A 15,048-nucleotide genomic window follows, 5' to 3' on the forward strand; every position below is an offset into this window, starting at 1 on the left:
CGCAATACAGAGTGATTATTCTTGGCCGTGCTTGCCCTGCTCCAGCGCCTGCTGGGTAAAAAAACCGACGCCTCGGGCGCCTCGCCTATCCCGGCGTATTTTCAAAAAAAAGCCGTACAACAGGGCTATACCCTCAGTGATGGGCAAATCCGGGCGATTACCGCCCTGAATCGCGAGACTCAGCACCTGCTCAACGGCCAGGCCACGCGCAGCCTGTACCTGCACGGCCCGGTGGGGCGCGGCAAAAGCTGGCTGTTGGACGGATTTTTCCAGGCACTGCCCATCGCCGAGAAACAGCGCGTGCATTTCCACACCTTCTTCGCCCGGCTGCATCAGGGCATGTTCCTGCACCGCGAGCATGACGATGCCTTGGGCGTCACTCTGGACGAGCTGCTGGCCGGCTGCCGGGTGCTGTGTTTCGACGAATTCCATGTGCACGATATCGGCGATGCGATGCTCATCAGCCGCCTGTTCAAGGCCCTGTTCCAGCGCAGCGTGCTGGTGCTGGTGACCTCCAACTACCCACCCGAAGGCTTGCTGCCCAACCCGCTGTACCACGAACGCTTCAAGCCGGTGATCGAGCTGATCGCCTCGCGCATGGAGGTGCTGGAAGTCAGTGCGCCTCAGGACTTTCGCAGCCTGGCTCAGGCCCACGCCCAACAACGCTTCACGGGCGGCCAGTATGTATGGCCAGGTACAACAGGCCAGCGTGAAAGCCTGGGCCTGCCTGCCACAGATTGCCCGGCGCAAACCCTGAAGGTCGGCACTCGGCAGTTACAGTGCCGAGGCCTTCAGGCACGAACCATCGCATTTACCTTCAACGACCTGTGCCAACAGCTCACGGCGGTCATGGATTACCTGTTGTTGTGCCAGGACTTCGACCACTGGATCATCGACGGCCTGCCGCATCTGGCCGAATGCCCCATCGCCGTGCAACAGCGCTTTATCAACCTGGTAGACGTGCTCTACGACCAGGACAAGCAACTGACACTTATCGGTCACCAGCCCCTGGATAAATGCCTGGAAGGCCAGGCCATCGACCTCGCCCGCACCGCCAGCCGCCTGCGCCAATTGCACACGCTGTCCCCGCAACCCGCGCCCGAGCCGCTATCATGAGCGCCTTTTACGCCTCCTTCCGAGCACTGCGCCCTGCATGAATACCCTCGCCCAACTCAAGGCTGGCCAATTGGCTGGCGTTACGCGCCTGGACCTGGCCTGCGGGCTGACCGAGTTCCCCCGGGAAATCTTCGAACTGGCCGATTCGCTGGAAATCCTCAACCTCACCGGCAACGCCCTGAGCAGCCTGCCCGACGACCTGCACCGCCTGACACACCTGCGTGTGCTGTTCTGTTCGGACAACGCTTTTACCGAACTGCCCGAATGCCTGGGCCAGTGCGCCAAACTGAGCATGATCGGCTTCAAGGCCAACCAGATCAGCCAGGTAGCCGCCGCCGCCCTGCCGCCACAGTTGCGCTGGCTAATCCTCACCGACAACTGCATCAGCCAATTGCCCGATGAACTGGGTCAGCGCCCGTTACTGCAAAAATTGATGTTGGCCGGTAACCAGTTGACCGACCTGCCGCCAAGCCTGGCCCAGTGCCAAAACCTGGAGTTGATCCGCATCGCATCCAACCGCCTCACCCACCTGCCGCAGTGGCTGCTGACCCTGCCGAGCCTGACCTGGCTGGCCTATGCCGGCAATCCGGTGGAAATGGCCGTGCAGGTAAGCGCTGACGAGGCGACGCCGAACATCGCCTGGCAGGAGCTGGAAATGGGCGAAGTCCTGGGCGAAGGCGCTTCAGGGATCATTCGCAAGGCGCTGTGGAAACCCCATGCGTTGCCAGTCGCGGTCAAGCTGTACAAGGGCTCCATCACCAGCGACGGTTCACCACTGCATGAAATGCAAGCCTGCATCGCGGCCGGGCTGCATCCCAACCTGATCAAGGTTGAAGGACGCGTCATCGGCCACTCCGACAACCAGGCCGCGCTGGTGATGGAGCTGATCGACCCGAGTTACCGCAACCTCGCAGCCCTGCCGAGCCTGGCGTCGTGCACGCGGGATGTCTACGAACCCACCATCCGTTTCAGCCTGGACGTGGCACTGCGCATGGCGCGGGGCGTTGCTTCGGTGGCGGCGCACCTGCATCGGCACGGCATTACCCATGGTGACCTGTATGGTCACAATATTTTGTGGAACGCAGCAGGTGATTGCTTGCTCGGAGACTTTGGCGCGGCGTCATTCCATGCCACGGCGAACACCCTGGAAACCCGTGCGCTGCAGCGTATTGAAGTGCGGGCGTTCGGGGTGCTGCTGGGGGAGTTGTTGGAGCGGGTTGAGGCCAGTGACGAAAGCTTGCAGGCACTGAAACAACGCTGCTGCCAGCCGGATGTACTGGCCCGACCGAGCTTCGAAGAGATCGAAGCCCTGCTGGAATCTCTGCAGCACCCCTGAACTAATGTGGGAGCGGGCTTGCTCGCGAATGCGGTGTGACAGTCAACAAATGTATTGGCTGTTCCACCGCATTCGCGAGCAAGCCCGCTCCCACATATTAACCGCGTGTACTCAGAAAGAAATCAGCCCGCCAGGCCGACAAACATATCCTGCACATCATCATGGTTGTCCAGGCCTTCCAGGAACGCCTCGACTTCAGCCATCTGCTCATCGGTCAAACCGCTGACCGGGTTCTTGGAGATATAGCCCAGCTTGGCCGACAGCACGGTAAAGCCCTGCTCCGGCAAGGCTTTCTGCACGGCATCCAGGTCGGTGGTTTCGGTAATGAACAAGGTGGCGCCCTCTTCACCCTCTTCAAAGTCCTGGGCACCGGCTTCGATGGCGGCCATTTCTGGATCGGCGTCTGGCGTGTCCGGCGATGCTTCGATCAGGCCCACATGGTTGAAATCCCAGGCCACCGAACCGGAAGCGCCCAGTTGGCCCTTGCGGAAGGCCACGCGAATTTCCGCCACGGTGCGGTTGATGTTGTCGGTCACGCACTCGACGATCAAAGGCACCTGGTGCGGCGCAAAACCTTCGTAGGTCACGCGGTGGTATTGCACGGTCTCACCGAGCAGACCGGCGCCTTTCTTGATCGCACGGTCCAGGGTTTCCTTGGGCATCGAGGCCTTTTTGGCCTGTTCCACCACCAGGCGCAGGTGCGCGTTGGTCGCGGTATCGGCGCCGTTGCGGGCGGCGATGGTGATTTCTTTCACCAGCTTGCCGAAAATCTTGCCCTTGGCATTGGCTGCCGCTTCTCTATGTTTGACTTTCCACTGTGCGCCCATGACTCACTCTCTTATTTCCATCGCGCCGAAACGTCTACTGGCCGGCGCTTTGGGGGCAGAGTTTATAGCGCGAGAACGCTTCGTTCCACCAAAAAACCGGCCAGGGTACTCAGGTGCGCAAGGGTTTGATCACCGCATTGCGGTCCGGCACAAAATCCCCGGCCTGGGCCAGTACGGCGGGCCTGGCATTCCAGTAGGGCATCAGCACCAGCGACGAAAACAGCGCCGCACCGGCAAACACAATAAATACCGTAACGGTATCGAAATAGCCTGGCAGCAAACCACCCAGGATCGCCCCCACCGAACCGCAGCCGTTGACAAAGCCCGCAGCGGTAGCGCCGGCCTTGGCGGTGCCGAAGTCGATGGCCGCCGTGCTGCTGATCATCGAGTCCGGCCCATACAGCGTCAGCCCCATGACAAACAGCAACGTCATCACCAGCACCACACTGCCGGTGTGCAGCGCGCCCATAAACAACGCCAGGGCAACCGTCAGCGCCAACAGGCTGAGCACACAGGCGGGCATGCGCCGAGCACCGAACAGTTTGTCGGAGGCCAGGCCGATCAACACCGGCCCCAGTAAACCGGCCAGCTCAAACGCGGTGGGCACGATGGCGGCGCCGACCTTGCCCACCGACGGCATCTGCTCGTAGACGATCACCGGCCCCCACAACAGAATCGCGTAGCGCGCCGGTTTGAGCAGGAAGTACGCCAGCCCCAGGGTCAACACCGTACGGTTGCGCAGGATCGCGCGCAGGGGTTCGAGTACGCTCACGCGCTGTTCGGCGGCCAACTGCTCGGCGCTCAGCACCGGCTCGGGCTCGACTGCCGGCAAGCCCACATCCTGTGGAGTATTGCGCTGGAACATAAAGAACAGCACGGCCACCACCGCGACCACTGCGGCGCTGGAAATAAACGCCGCATGCCAGCTGCCGATCAGCGTATAAGCCCACCAACCGGCAAACGGTGACGCGACCAACCCGCCAAATGCATAACACGAACTCCACAGCCCCAGCACCCGCCCCCGCTGCTGGGCCGGGAAGAAACTACCGAGGTTCTTGCACAACCCCGACCAGCCAGTGGACTGGGCCAAGCCCTGTACCAACATGCAGGTGACAAAAATCGGCAAGGTGGCAAAGGTGCCCATCACCAGCGCCGCGCCTGCGGAAATCAACAAGCCACCGAGCACCACTACCCGTGGCCCGAAGCGGTCTGCAAGCATGCCCCAGGTGAACTGGCCCACCGCATACGCTGCGAGATAGAGGCCATCCAGGTTAGCCATCGTCATTTTGTCGAGGGGGAAACTCGGGTCGTCGCCAATCCCCAGCTTTGCCACCGAAAAGGCTTTGCGGGTGAAATAGAACGCGGCGTACGCCAGCCAGGTAATGGCGAAAATCTGCACGCGCCAACGCTTGATACTACCCATAGGGATATTCATGGTGGTTCTGACCTCAGGTGTGAGTGTGCCGGCAGAATCGAAAGAAAACGCCTGTTGTTCTTATGGTTGAGCACTGCAATGCCGGGCCTTGGATAGCGCGGTATTGGTCAGATGGGTGCGATGTGCCTGCGCCCATGGCCGCCGTGGTTGTAGGACTCAACCTACGGCGACTGAGGTGCATCAAAGCAATGGCTGACTCATAGGTAAAATCGATTTATCGTATTTCAAATATAAGTTCAGGTTTTAAGAGGACGCACCATGTCGGTTTCCCATGCCCAGCTCAAAGCCTTCCATGCGGTGGCCATTCACGGCAGTTTTACCGGGGCTGCTGAACGGCTGTTCCTGACACAGCCTGCGATTTCCGACCAGGTGCGCAAACTTGAAGAGCGCTTCGGCGTGTTGCTGTTTCACCGCAACAAGCGTTCGGTGCGCCTGACCGATCTGGGTGAACGCCTGTTGGGTATCACCCAACGCCTGTTTGTGATCGAGGCCGAAGCCGAAGAGTTGCTGCAGGATTCGCGCGCCCTGCTCACCGGTACCCTCACCTTGGCGGTGGATGCGCCCGTGCACGTCCTGCCGCAGATTGCGCGCTTCTGCCAGCGCTACCCTGGGATCAGCGTAAAAATCGAAACCGGCAATACCGATGAGTCGCTGTCGCGCCTCTACAACTACCAGGCCGATCTGGCGCTGTTGGGGCGCGATGTCGATGATGTGCGCCTGTTGTCAGTGCCGCTGCCCGACGACCAACTGCTGGCTTTTGTCGCACGGGACCATGCCTGGGCCGGGCGCGAGTCGATCTGCCTGGCCGACCTCGATGACACCCCGCTGGTACTGCGGGAAACCGGCTCGGTCACCCGTCAGACCCTGGAGCAGGAAATGCGCCAGGCCGGCCTGCGCATTCGTCCGGCGATCCAGGTGGAAGGCCGCGAGGCCGCTCGTGAAGCCGTGGTGGTAGGGATTGGCGTGGGCGTGGTGTCGGCGGCAGAGTTCGGTGCCGATGCACGGGTGTACGCCATGCCGATCCGCGATTGCACCCAACGCATGAAAGAAACCCTGGTGTGCCTGAAAGAGCAGAGTTCACGCCGTGTGGTCGCGACCTTTCTGGAGATCGTGCGTGAAAGCCTTCACGCCAACTCGAAAAACGCCTGAATCAAGCGCAGCGAGCGACGGCGCTCCATGCAGCCGAGCATATGCCGGTTCAGCAGGCCATCGCCCAGAATCGGTACCGCCTGCACACGCGGGTCCGGGCTGACCTCCATCGACGACACCACGCCCACGCCCAACTCTGCCGCCACCGCCTCGGTCACAGCTTCCCGACTGTCCAGTTCCAGCAGCACTTTGGGCTGCACATTCGCCGCCAGGCAGGCGTCGTCAAAGGTGCGGCGGGTGGTGGAACTGGGCTCGCGCAGCACCATGATCACCTCATGCAACTGCGCCAGTTCAATACCGTCGGGCTGCTTGGCCCACGGGTGTGCGGCCGGCACCAAGGCGCAAATCCGTGACTGGTCCAGGGGTTGCAAGTGCAGGCCATTGCGCGGTTCCACCTCGGTGAGCACCGCCACATCCGCATGTTCGGACAGCAACGCCGCCAGGGTTTCCTGGGCATTGCCCAAACGCAGGTTCACGGTAATGCCGGGGTAGCGTGCGCGCAGGCTGGCGATCATCGGCATCACCAGATGGGGGCCGTCCGCCGCCACTTCCAGGCGCCCGGTGAGCAACTGGCGGTTGGCCTCCAGCAGGGTTTGCGCCTCGTCGACCAACCCGAAGATAGCCCGCGTGATGGCCGCCAGGCGTGCGCCCTCCTCGGTCAATTCCACCCGGCGTGCGGTACGGCGCAACAGCGGGATCTGGTAGTGCTCCTCAAGCGCCTTGATATGCCCGGTCACCGCCGGCTGGCTGATAAACAGCCGAGCCGCCGCGCGGGTAAAACTGCCCTCACGGGCCACGGCATCGAATGCACGCAGTTGGAACAGGTTCATAGCTATCGGCCTCACTGATAGCTCGCATAACAACAAACAATTTGATTGATGACAAGCCAAACTGCAATTTAGGCGCCGTAGCTTGAACCCCAACACCTTGCGAGGATTTGACATGCCCACTGCCGCGCCGATCCTGTTGACCCCCGGCCCCCTGACCACCTCGAACCGCACCCGCCAGGCGATGATGACGGACTGGGGCTCGTGGGACGACCGCTTCAACCAGCTCACTGCCAGTGTGTGCAGCCAGTTGCTGGCGATCCTCAACGGCGCCGACAGCCACCACTGCGTGCCGTTGCAAGGCAGCGGCACCTTCGCCGTCGAAGCCGCGATCGGCACCTTGGTCCCCCGCGATGGCAAGGTGCTGGTGCTCATCAACGGCGCCTACGGCAAACGCCTGGCGAAAATCTGCGAGGTGCTTGGCCGCGAATTCAGCACCTTTGAAACCGCCGAAGACGAGCCCACCACTGCCGCCGAAGTGGATCGTCTGTTGCACGCCGACAGCGCCATCACCCATGTCGCGCTGATCCATTGCGAAACCAGTACCGGCATTCTCAACCCGTTGCCGCAGATCGCCGAGGTGGTCAAACGCCACGGCAAGCGCCTGATCATCGACGCCATGAGTTCCTTCGGCGCGCTACCGATTGATGCCCGTGAAATCCCCTTCGACGCGCTGATCGCCGCCTCGGGCAAATGCCTGGAAGGCGTACCGGGCATGGGCTTTGTCTTTGCCGAAAAAGCGGCGCTGGCTACATCCCAGGGCAACTGCCATTCCCTGGCGATGGACCTGTTCGACCAGCACAGCTACATGACCAAAACCGGACAATGGCGTTTCACCCCGTCGACGCACGTTGTTGCCGCCCTGCATGAGGCCTTGGGGCAATACGCAGAAGAAGGCGGCTTGCCTGCCCGTCATCAACGCTATGCCGACAACTGCCAGACATTACTGGACGGCATGGCCGCGCTAGGCCTGCGCAGCTTTCTGCCAGCGGCGATCCAAGCGCCGATCATCGTCACCTTCCACGCACCGCAAGACCCGCGCTACCAGTTCAAAGCGTTCTATGAGGGGGTCAAAGCCAAGGGTTTCATTCTGTACCCGGGCAAACTGACCCAGGTGGAAACCTTCCGCGTGGGCTGCATAGGCCATGTCGATACCGCTGGTATGCGCGCGGCGGTCAAGGCTATCGCCGACGTGCTGCAAGAACTGGAAGTGCTGGATATTTGATTGCCCCCATTACCCACAGGATCTGAACCATGAACTATCAAAACCCCAACACCCTCCAGGCCGTTATCCTCGACTGGGCCGGCACCGTGGTCGACTTCGGCTCCTTTGCGCCCACGCAGATTTTTGTCGAGGCCTTCGCCGAGTTCGACGTGCAGGTATCTATCGAGGAAGCCCGTGGCCCGATGGGCATGGGCAAGTGGGACCACATCCGCACCCTCTGCGACCAGCCACAAGTTGCCGAACGCTACCGCAAGGCGTTCGGCCGCACGCCTACCGACGACGACGTGACCGCCATCTACCAGCGCTTCATGCCGCTGCAGATCGAGAAAATTGCCGAGCACTCGGCCCTGATCCCCGGCGCCCTCGACACCATCGCCGCCCTGCGCGGCCAAGGCATCAAGATCGGCTCCTGCTCCGGCTACCCCAAACAGGTGATGGACAAGGTCGTGGCCCTGGCCGCCACCAACGGCTACGTCGCCGACCACGTCGTGGCCACTGACGAAGTGCCCAACGGCCGACCATGGCCGGCCCAGGCGCTGGCCAACGTGATCGCCCTGGGCATTGATGATGTGGCGGCCTGCGTGAAGGTCGACGACACCGTGCCGGGCATTCTCGAAGGTCGCCGTGCCGGCATGTGGACGGTGGCCCTGACCTGCTCGGGCAACGCGCTGGGCCTGACCTACGAGCAGTTCCGCGCCCTGGACACCGACACACTGGCCAGCGAACGCCAGCGCATCGAAGCGATGTTCGAAGCTTCACGCCCACACTACCTGATTGACACCATCACCGATCTGCCACAGGTCATCAGTGACATCAACCAGCGCCTGGCCCGCGGGGAAATGCCGCAGGCCTACTGACCGAGGTCAAGACAACGGCATTGGCAACAAGCGCAGCGCTCAGAACAGGCATAGAGTTAATGCACTCCATCGCTAAAGAATGGAGGTATGCCCTGATGAGTGAGGAACACAGCGATGCCGTGGAAAAATTCCGATACGCGCTACAGCACCATGTCGATTGCGTTGCACTGGTTGATGGTGGTGCTGCTGGCGGTGGTTTACGCCTGCATTGAACTGCGCGGCCAATTCCCCAAAGGCAGCGGCGCACGCACGCTGATTGTGGAAATGCACTTTATGCTCGGCCTTACCGTGTTTGTGCTGGTGTGGCTGCGCCTGTTCGCACGCAGCCTGGGGGTGGCGCCGAAGATCGTGCCGGCACCGCCGCAATGGCAGAATCTGCTGGCGAAGCTGATGCACTGGGCGCTGTATGCGTTGATGATCGGGTTGCCGATTGCCGGTTGGTTGATCGTCAGTGCCAAAGGGCATTCGGTGATGTTCTATGGAATGGAATTGCCGCCGCTGATCGCGCAAAACAAGGCGCTGGCCGAGGAGATTGAAGGCTGGCATGTGCTGTTCGCCCAGGTCGGTTATTGGTTGATCGGGCTTCATGCACTGGCGGGGATCTTTCATCATTACGTGATGCGCGATAACACGGCGCTGCGCATGATGCCGGGTGGGAGGAGGCTTTAACCCAGCCAATTAGCTCCCCTGTGGGAGCGGGCTTGCCCGCGAAGGCGGTGTGTCAGTCACAGTACCTCTTACTGCACTACCGCTTTCGCAGGCAAGCCAGCTCCCACAAGGGGTTTGCGCCAGTCGCTGAAGCCTCGGCGGCCTTGCAGGCCGCCGGTATGGATGAAGATCAGGCGCGTGCCGGGGGCAAAGCGTCCGGCCTCGATCTGCTGTTTCAATGCCAGCAGCGCCTTGCCGGTGTAAAGCGGTTCCAGCGGTAGACCGTACGTTTGTTCGGTGCGCTGGATGAAGTCGAGCAACAGTGGATCGGCTTTGGCAAAGCCGCCGCGACTGGCGTCCAGCAATGCATAACCGTCCTGCACGATGGCACTCACGTTCTGCGCCACAGCGTGGTCATCCGGCACCGCCATGGCGCCATATACCGGATGCCCGCCCGCCTCCGCCAGTGCCAGCCCGGCCAGTGTCGTGCCGGTACCCGCCGCCAACCACCAGGCGTCGTAATCGCTCCAACCGAGCTTGCCCAACTGCGCCCGCGCCTGTTTTATCAACACGCCACAGCCCTGCGCACCGGCCAGCCCACCGCCGCCTTCGGGTATCGGATGAAAGCCAGGATACTGTTCGCGCCAAGGCAACCAGAAACCCGCTTCATGCCGCGCCCGATAACCGCCATAACCGAGCCAATGCAGTTGCATGCCAAACGCTTTGAGGTCGAGAACCGTGGGGGTGTCTTGAGGATGGCCCCGCAGCAGGCCGACCGTGGGGAAACCAAAGCGCTTGCCCGCCGCCGCCAGCGCATGCAAATGGTTGGAGTACGCACCGCCGAGACTCATCACCCCGGTGGCCCCAGCGTGTCGGGCCTGGGCCAGGTGCTCGGTGAGCTTGAACCACTTGTTGCCACTGATCAGCGGGTCGATACAGTCCAGGCGCAGCACGGCCAACTCGACTCCGCTCAGCCAGTCCAGTTGCAAAGGTTCAAGGGGCGCATTAGGAAGCCAGTCGAAAGGGCCCATCGGCAGGTATCTGAATGAAAAGAGGGCGGTAGTCTACCACCGCCCCTCTTGGCGTATTACAGCTCTGCAGCCAGGCGCGAGCCCTGGTTGATGGCGCGCTTGGCGTCCAGTTCGGCCGCCACATCGGCGCCACCGATCAGGTGCACGTTCTGGCCGGCGGCGACCAGGCCGTCGTGCAATTCGCGCAGCGGGTCCTGGCCGGCGCAGATGACGATAGTGTCCACCGCCAGGACTTGCGGTTCGCCCTCGGCGCCGATGCGGATATGCAAGCCTTCATCGTCGATCTTCAAGTACTCGACACTGTTGAGCATCTGCACCTGCTTGTTCTTCAAGCCCGTGCGGTGGATCCAGCCGGTGGTCTTGCCCAGGCCGTCGCCCACCTTGGAAGCCTTGCGTTGCAGCAGGAACACTTCACGGGCCGGTGCATGGCGCTCGGGTTTGATCCCTGCCACGCCGCCACGGGCTTGCAGTTGGGTGTCGATGCCCCATTCTTTCCAGAACGCCTCGCGATCCAGGCTGGTAGATACGCCTTGGTGGACGAGAAATTCAGACACGTCAAAACCGATGCCACCGGCGCCGATCACCGCCACGCGCTTGCCCACCGGCTTGCGCTCGAGGATCACGTCCAGGTAACTCAGGACCTTGGCGTTATCGACACCGGGAATCGCCGGGGTACGCGGTGCGATGCCAGTGGCCAGGATCACTTCGTCATAACCGCCCGCTACCAGTTGCGCAACGTCGACACGGGTGTTGAGGCACAGCTCGACGTGGGTGGTCTGCAATTTGCGCTTGAAATAACGCAGAGTCTCGAAGAACTCTTCCTTGCCTGGCACGCGCTTGGCGATATTGAACTGGCCGCCGATCTCGCTGGCGGAGTCGAACAAGGTCACCTGATGCCCGCGCTCGGCGGCCACGGTAGCAGCGGCCAAACCCGCAGGGCCTGCGCCGACGACCGCGACCTTTTTGATCTGCTTGACCGGCAAGTAATTGAGCTCGGTTTCGTAGCACGCCCGCGGGTTGACCAGGCAGGTGGTGAGCTTGCCGCCAAAGGTATGGTCCAGGCATGCCTGGTTGCAGCCAATGCAGGTATTGATCTCATCGGCGCGCCCGGCGGCGGCCTTGTTGACGAGCTCGGGGTCGGCGAGAAACGGCCGCGCCATCGAGACCATATCGGCGTCGCCTTCGGCCAGGATCTGCTCAGCAATTTCCGGGGTGTTGATGCGGTTGGTGGTGATCAGCGGAATCTGTACCGAACCACGCAATTTGGCCGTGACTTTACTGAACGCACCACGGGGTACCTTGGTGGCGATGGTCGGGATACGCGCTTCGTGCCAGCCGATACCGGTGTTGATGATCGTCGCACCGGCCTGTTCGATGGCCTTGGCCAACTGCACGATTTCTTCCCAGACGCTGCCGCCTTCCACCAGGTCGAGCATCGACAGGCGGAAGATGATAATGAAGTTCGGGCCTACGGCTTCGCGTACGCGGCGCACGATTTCCACCGCCAGACGCATGCGATTTTCAAAGCTGCCGCCCCAACGGTCGGTGCGATGGTTGGTATGGGCAGCGAGGAACTGGTTAATGAAGTAGCCTTCGGAGCCCATGATTTCGACGCCGTCATACTCGGCGACCTGGGCCAGCAGCGAGCAGGTGACAAAATCCTGGATCTGCTTTTCGATGCCCTCTTCATCCAGTTCCCTGGGCTTGAACGGATTGATCGGCGCCTGGATAGCGCTCGGTGCCACCTGCTTGGGGCTGTAGGCGTAACGCCCGGCGTGGAGGATCTGCATGCAGATCTTGCCACCCGCGTCGTGCACGGCTTGGGTAACGATCTTGTGCTTGCTCGCCTCTTCTTCGGTGGTCAGCTTGGCTGCACCGGCGTACACGCCGCCTTCATCATTAGGGCCAATGCCGCCAGTGACCATCAAGCCTACGCCGCCACGGGCGCGCTCGGCAAAATAGGCCGCCATACGCTCGAAACCGCCGGGCTTTTCTTCCAGGCCGGTGTGCATCGAACCCATCAGGGTACGGTTGCGCAAGGTGGTAAAACCCAGGTCCAACGGGGCCAGCAGGTGCGGGTAGGCAGCAGCGGTCATGGTACAGCTCCACAACGGATCATCACGGGACGTGGCGCACTCGAACGGCGTGCCATCGGTTTATGTCCCACAGACTAAGAGGCGGTGGACCACGGCTCAATGACTGAAACTGACAAGTTATTGATCCAAATGCACAGCGCCCCTTGGCAAGCCACGCCATGGGCCCTACCCTAGTCGCGAACCCTGCACCTGGTCTGTTGTCTGTTGCCCCATGCGTAAACTTCTAGCGTTCACCGTCATCATGGCCCTGGTTGCCTCCCTCGCCGCGTATCTGGTCTGGACCCAGGAGCGCCCCGTGGCGCATTACCTGTCCGACCTGCGCATCACCCTCGCCGTCAACGAGGGCGAACCCGCCGACCGGGGTAACCTGCTGGGTATCCAGCCAGAGCTGTTCCCTGCCGATTACCAGAGCCTGGAACGCCTGCACCTGAAGCTGTCGGCCTACCTGCAAAATGCTCGGGACCTTGGGCTGATCAATGCCAAGACCGTTGTAGTGCTGCCAGAACATATCGGCACCTGGCTGATGCTCGGCGGAGAAAAGAATGAGCTGTACCAGGCCGCTCACCTCAAGGACGCCATGAACTGGCTGTCGATCAGCAACCCGCTGCAATTTGCCAAAGCCTGGATCAGCGCCACTGGCGACAACCGCATGGACGATGCGTACCTGCGCATGAAAGCCCCGGCCATGGCCCGCGACTATCAAGTGTTGTTTGGCGGCCTCGCCAAAGAATTTGGCGTGACCCTGGTGGCCGGTTCCATCGCCCTGCCCAACCCGAGCGTGATCCAGGGGCAACTGGAGATCGGCCACGGCGCGCTGTACAACGCCAGCGTGGTGTTCGCCGCCGACGGCTTGCCGCTGGGCCAGCCGCAGCGCCAGCTTTACCCGATCTACGATGAACGTGGCTTTATCGAACCTGGCGATGAGCATGTCGTCAACGTTGTCGATACCCCCGTCGGGCGCCTGGGCATTCTGGTCGGCAGCGACAGCTGGTACCCAGACAACTACCGCAAGCTTAATGAGCAAGGCGCGCAATTGATCGCGGTACCCGCTTTTGTCACCGGCCGCGATACCTGGGAGCGTCCGTGGCGCGGTTTCAAGAGCGTGTCTACGCCCTCAGAAGTGAGCCTCAAGCCTGAAGAAACCAGTGAGGGCGCGGCCTGGCGTCGCCTTACCCTGATCAGCCAGCCGCCTGTCAGCGAAGCCACCGCGGGCATGAGCGTCTTTCTGCGCGGGCAATTCTGGGACCTGGGCAGCGCCGGCCAGAGTTTTCTCAGCCACAATGGGCAAGTCTTCGCCGATGGCGACGCCCGTGGTGCGCGCCTGCTGAATATCTGGCTGTAGCGCCTTGAAGCCGGTGCGCCTGGGGGATCTGTCGGTGGGCTTTGTGCACACCCTGGCCGACGCCATCCACAGCCACGGCCTGGACCCACAGCCCCTGCTGCTGCAATACGGCCTCGATCCAGCTCGCCTGGCTGAGGCCGGCGCACGCTTGTCGATCCCGCGCTACATGCGCCTGGGCCACGCGGCCATCCAACTGACCGGCAATCCCGGCCTGGGCCTGCGTATGGGCCAGCTCAGCCGCTTGAGCCAGGCTGGTCTTGCCGGCGTTACTGCCGCCCAAGCGCCCACAGTGCGCGAAGCAGCACGCACGCTCACACGCTTTGAAGCACTGTACGGCTCCAACTATCGCGGGCAATCAAGCTTTCATGAAGACGCCGAAGGCGCGTGGCTGAGGTTTTATTCCATCAGCCCCTACAACGCCTATAACCGCTTTGTGGTGGATTCGATCATCGCCGGCTGGCTGCAGCAACTGTCCGGCCTGGCCCAACAGCCGGTGCAGGCCCAGCGGATTGAAATCGAATTCGACGCGCCGGACTACCATGACCACTACAGGGTGCTGGGAGAGGGCGTGGTCCACTTCGGCGCCGAGGTCAATCAACTGCGCCTCAGCCAACCCACCCTGGCGCTGCGCAACCCGCAGCATTGCCCAAGCACCTGGCACCTGTTGCTACAGCTGTGTGAAAGGGAATTAGAGCAGTTGACCCGCACCCGTAGCCTGCGCGAGCGCATTACCCGGTTGCTCGGGCCGATGCTCAATGGCGGCCGGGAACCCGACCTGGAGGAAGTGGCGGCACGCTTGAAGCTGCCAACCTGGACATTGCGGCGCAAACTGGCCGAGGAAGGCACGCAGTTTCGCGCGATCCTCAATGACACCCGTCGCGACCTGGCCATGACCTACATTCGCGATACGGAACTGGCCTTCGGCGAGATCGCCTACTTGCTCGGTTTTGCTTCGGCCCAAGCCTTCCAAAGGGCCTTCAGACGCTGGAACAACCAGACCCCAGGGGAATTTCGCCGCAGTCAGCGCCACTCCGCCTGAAGTCGGTGTTACAGCTCAGTGGCATCGTCGGCAGGATCCAGTGGGTCTAGCTCGAATGCCTGGTACTCCAGCAGTTCTTCCTGGTAATCGTCCATGGTGGACTCCTTTTCGTGTTGAAAG

At 61.8% G+C, this 15,048-nt stretch carries 13 protein-coding genes; 8 read left to right on the forward strand and 5 right to left on the reverse strand.

The annotated features are described in order from the left end of the window. Positions 1-21: 21 nt before the first annotated feature. Entirely contained in the window at positions 22-1,116 is a 1,095-nt protein-coding gene (zapE, locus tag JJD66_RS13500; protein WP_200648359.1) for a cell division protein ZapE, read from the forward strand. 37 nt (positions 1,117-1,153) lie between these two features. Continuing rightward, positions 1,154-2,452 (forward strand): protein kinase, encoded by a 1,299-nt coding sequence (locus JJD66_RS13505; protein WP_200648360.1) that lies wholly within the window; start codon positions 1,154-1,156, stop codon positions 2,450-2,452. A 122-nt stretch (positions 2,453-2,574) separates the two neighbouring features. Here JJD66_RS13505 and JJD66_RS13510 read toward each other — a convergent pair whose 3' ends face one another. Together JJD66_RS13510 and JJD66_RS13515 are read right to left on the reverse strand one after the other, a co-directional pair. Continuing rightward, positions 2,575-3,279: a YebC/PmpR family DNA-binding transcriptional regulator gene (locus JJD66_RS13510; RefSeq protein WP_200648361.1), complete on the reverse strand. Its 705-nt coding sequence runs from the start codon at positions 3,277-3,279 to the stop codon at positions 2,575-2,577. A 109-nt stretch (positions 3,280-3,388) separates the two neighbouring features. Beyond that, complete coding sequence (locus JJD66_RS13515) at positions 3,389-4,714, reverse strand: MFS transporter (protein ID WP_054897266.1); 1,326 nt, start codon at positions 4,712-4,714, stop codon at positions 3,389-3,391. Between the two features lie 258 nt (positions 4,715-4,972). Between JJD66_RS13515 and JJD66_RS13520 the strand changes: the two genes are divergently transcribed. Beyond that, the gene (locus tag JJD66_RS13520) at positions 4,973-5,863 is read left to right on the forward strand and encodes a LysR substrate-binding domain-containing protein (protein WP_034127935.1); all 891 of its coding nucleotides are present in this window, start codon (positions 4,973-4,975) and stop codon (positions 5,861-5,863) included. Here JJD66_RS13520 and JJD66_RS13525 read toward each other — a convergent pair. Beyond that, positions 5,839-6,693 carry a LysR substrate-binding domain-containing protein gene (locus tag JJD66_RS13525; protein ID WP_105227209.1) on the reverse strand — a complete coding sequence of 285 codons (855 nt, stop codon included), beginning with the start codon at positions 6,691-6,693 and terminating at the stop codon, positions 5,839-5,841. The two genes, JJD66_RS13520 and JJD66_RS13525, sit on opposite strands and share 25 nt — an antisense overlap. A 112-nt stretch (positions 6,694-6,805) precedes the next feature. Here JJD66_RS13525 and JJD66_RS13530 point away from each other — a divergent pair, with 112 nt between their 5' ends. From JJD66_RS13530 to JJD66_RS13540, 3 genes are all read left to right on the forward strand, one after another. Then, complete coding sequence (locus JJD66_RS13530; RefSeq protein ID WP_200648362.1) at positions 6,806-7,915, forward strand: 2-aminoethylphosphonate--pyruvate transaminase; 1,110 nt, start codon at positions 6,806-6,808, stop codon at positions 7,913-7,915. Positions 7,916-7,944: 29 nt separating this feature from the next. After that, the gene (gene phnX, locus JJD66_RS13535) at positions 7,945-8,772 is read left to right on the forward strand and encodes a phosphonoacetaldehyde hydrolase (RefSeq protein WP_054917363.1); all 828 of its coding nucleotides are present in this window, start codon (positions 7,945-7,947) and stop codon (positions 8,770-8,772) included. A gap of 114 nt (positions 8,773-8,886) precedes the next feature. Beyond that, entirely contained in the window at positions 8,887-9,441 is a 555-nt protein-coding gene (locus tag JJD66_RS13540) for a cytochrome b (RefSeq protein WP_198715892.1), read from the forward strand. Between the two features lie 68 nt (positions 9,442-9,509). On the opposite strand, the gene JJD66_RS13545 is transcribed toward JJD66_RS13540, so the two are convergent. Together JJD66_RS13545 and JJD66_RS13550 are read right to left on the reverse strand one after the other, a co-directional pair. Continuing rightward, positions 9,510-10,451 (reverse strand): 1-aminocyclopropane-1-carboxylate deaminase/D-cysteine desulfhydrase, encoded by a 942-nt coding sequence (locus JJD66_RS13545; RefSeq protein ID WP_200648363.1) that lies wholly within the window; start codon positions 10,449-10,451, stop codon positions 9,510-9,512. Between the two features lie 56 nt (positions 10,452-10,507). Then, positions 10,508-12,547, reverse strand: a complete 2,040-nt coding sequence (locus tag JJD66_RS13550) for an NADPH-dependent 2,4-dienoyl-CoA reductase (protein ID WP_200648364.1) — start codon at positions 12,545-12,547, stop codon at positions 10,508-10,510. Positions 12,548-12,758: 211 nt separating this feature from the next. On the opposite strand from JJD66_RS13550, the gene JJD66_RS13555 reads away from it, so the two are divergent. Together JJD66_RS13555 and JJD66_RS13560 are read left to right on the forward strand one after the other, a co-directional pair. Next, positions 12,759-13,889, forward strand: a complete 1,131-nt coding sequence (locus JJD66_RS13555; RefSeq protein ID WP_200648365.1) for a carbon-nitrogen hydrolase family protein — start codon at positions 12,759-12,761, stop codon at positions 13,887-13,889. 4 nt (positions 13,890-13,893) lie between these two features. Next, positions 13,894-14,928: an AraC family transcriptional regulator gene (locus JJD66_RS13560; RefSeq protein WP_019819480.1), complete on the forward strand. Its 1,035-nt coding sequence runs from the start codon at positions 13,894-13,896 to the stop codon at positions 14,926-14,928. Positions 14,929-15,048 lie beyond the last annotated feature (120 nt).

The organism is Pseudomonas sp. MF6751 (assembly GCF_016613265.1).
Taxonomy (GTDB): domain Bacteria; phylum Pseudomonadota; class Gammaproteobacteria; order Pseudomonadales; family Pseudomonadaceae; genus Aquipseudomonas; species Aquipseudomonas fluorescens_BV.

What these genes read in the sequence shown, in the direction of transcription:
- JJD66_RS13505 (WP_200648360.1), top strand. Translation starts at nt 1,154, where the DNA reads ATGAATACCCTCGCCCAACTCAAGGCTGGCCAATTGGCTGGCGTTACG.
- phnX (WP_054917363.1), top strand. Translation starts at nt 7,945, where the DNA reads ATGAACTATCAAAACCCCAACACCCTCCAGGCCGTTATCCTCGACTGG.
- JJD66_RS13510 (WP_200648361.1), bottom strand. Translation starts at nt 3,279, where the DNA reads ATGGGCGCACAGTGGAAAGTCAAACATAGAGAAGCGGCAGCCAATGCC.
- JJD66_RS13550 (WP_200648364.1), bottom strand. Translation starts at nt 12,547, where the DNA reads ATGACCGCTGCTGCCTACCCGCACCTGCTGGCCCCGTTGGACCTGGGT.
- JJD66_RS13515 (WP_054897266.1), bottom strand. Translation starts at nt 4,714, where the DNA reads ATGAATATCCCTATGGGTAGTATCAAGCGTTGGCGCGTGCAGATTTTC.
- JJD66_RS13530 (WP_200648362.1), top strand. Translation starts at nt 6,806, where the DNA reads ATGCCCACTGCCGCGCCGATCCTGTTGACCCCCGGCCCCCTGACCACC.
- JJD66_RS13540 (WP_198715892.1), top strand. Translation starts at nt 8,887, where the DNA reads ATGCCGTGGAAAAATTCCGATACGCGCTACAGCACCATGTCGATTGCG.
- JJD66_RS13545 (WP_200648363.1), bottom strand. Translation starts at nt 10,451, where the DNA reads ATGGGCCCTTTCGACTGGCTTCCTAATGCGCCCCTTGAACCTTTGCAA.
- JJD66_RS13520 (WP_034127935.1), top strand. Translation starts at nt 4,973, where the DNA reads ATGTCGGTTTCCCATGCCCAGCTCAAAGCCTTCCATGCGGTGGCCATT.
- JJD66_RS13525 (WP_105227209.1), bottom strand. Translation starts at nt 6,693, where the DNA reads ATGAACCTGTTCCAACTGCGTGCATTCGATGCCGTGGCCCGTGAGGGC.
- JJD66_RS13555 (WP_200648365.1), top strand. Translation starts at nt 12,759, where the DNA reads ATGCGTAAACTTCTAGCGTTCACCGTCATCATGGCCCTGGTTGCCTCC.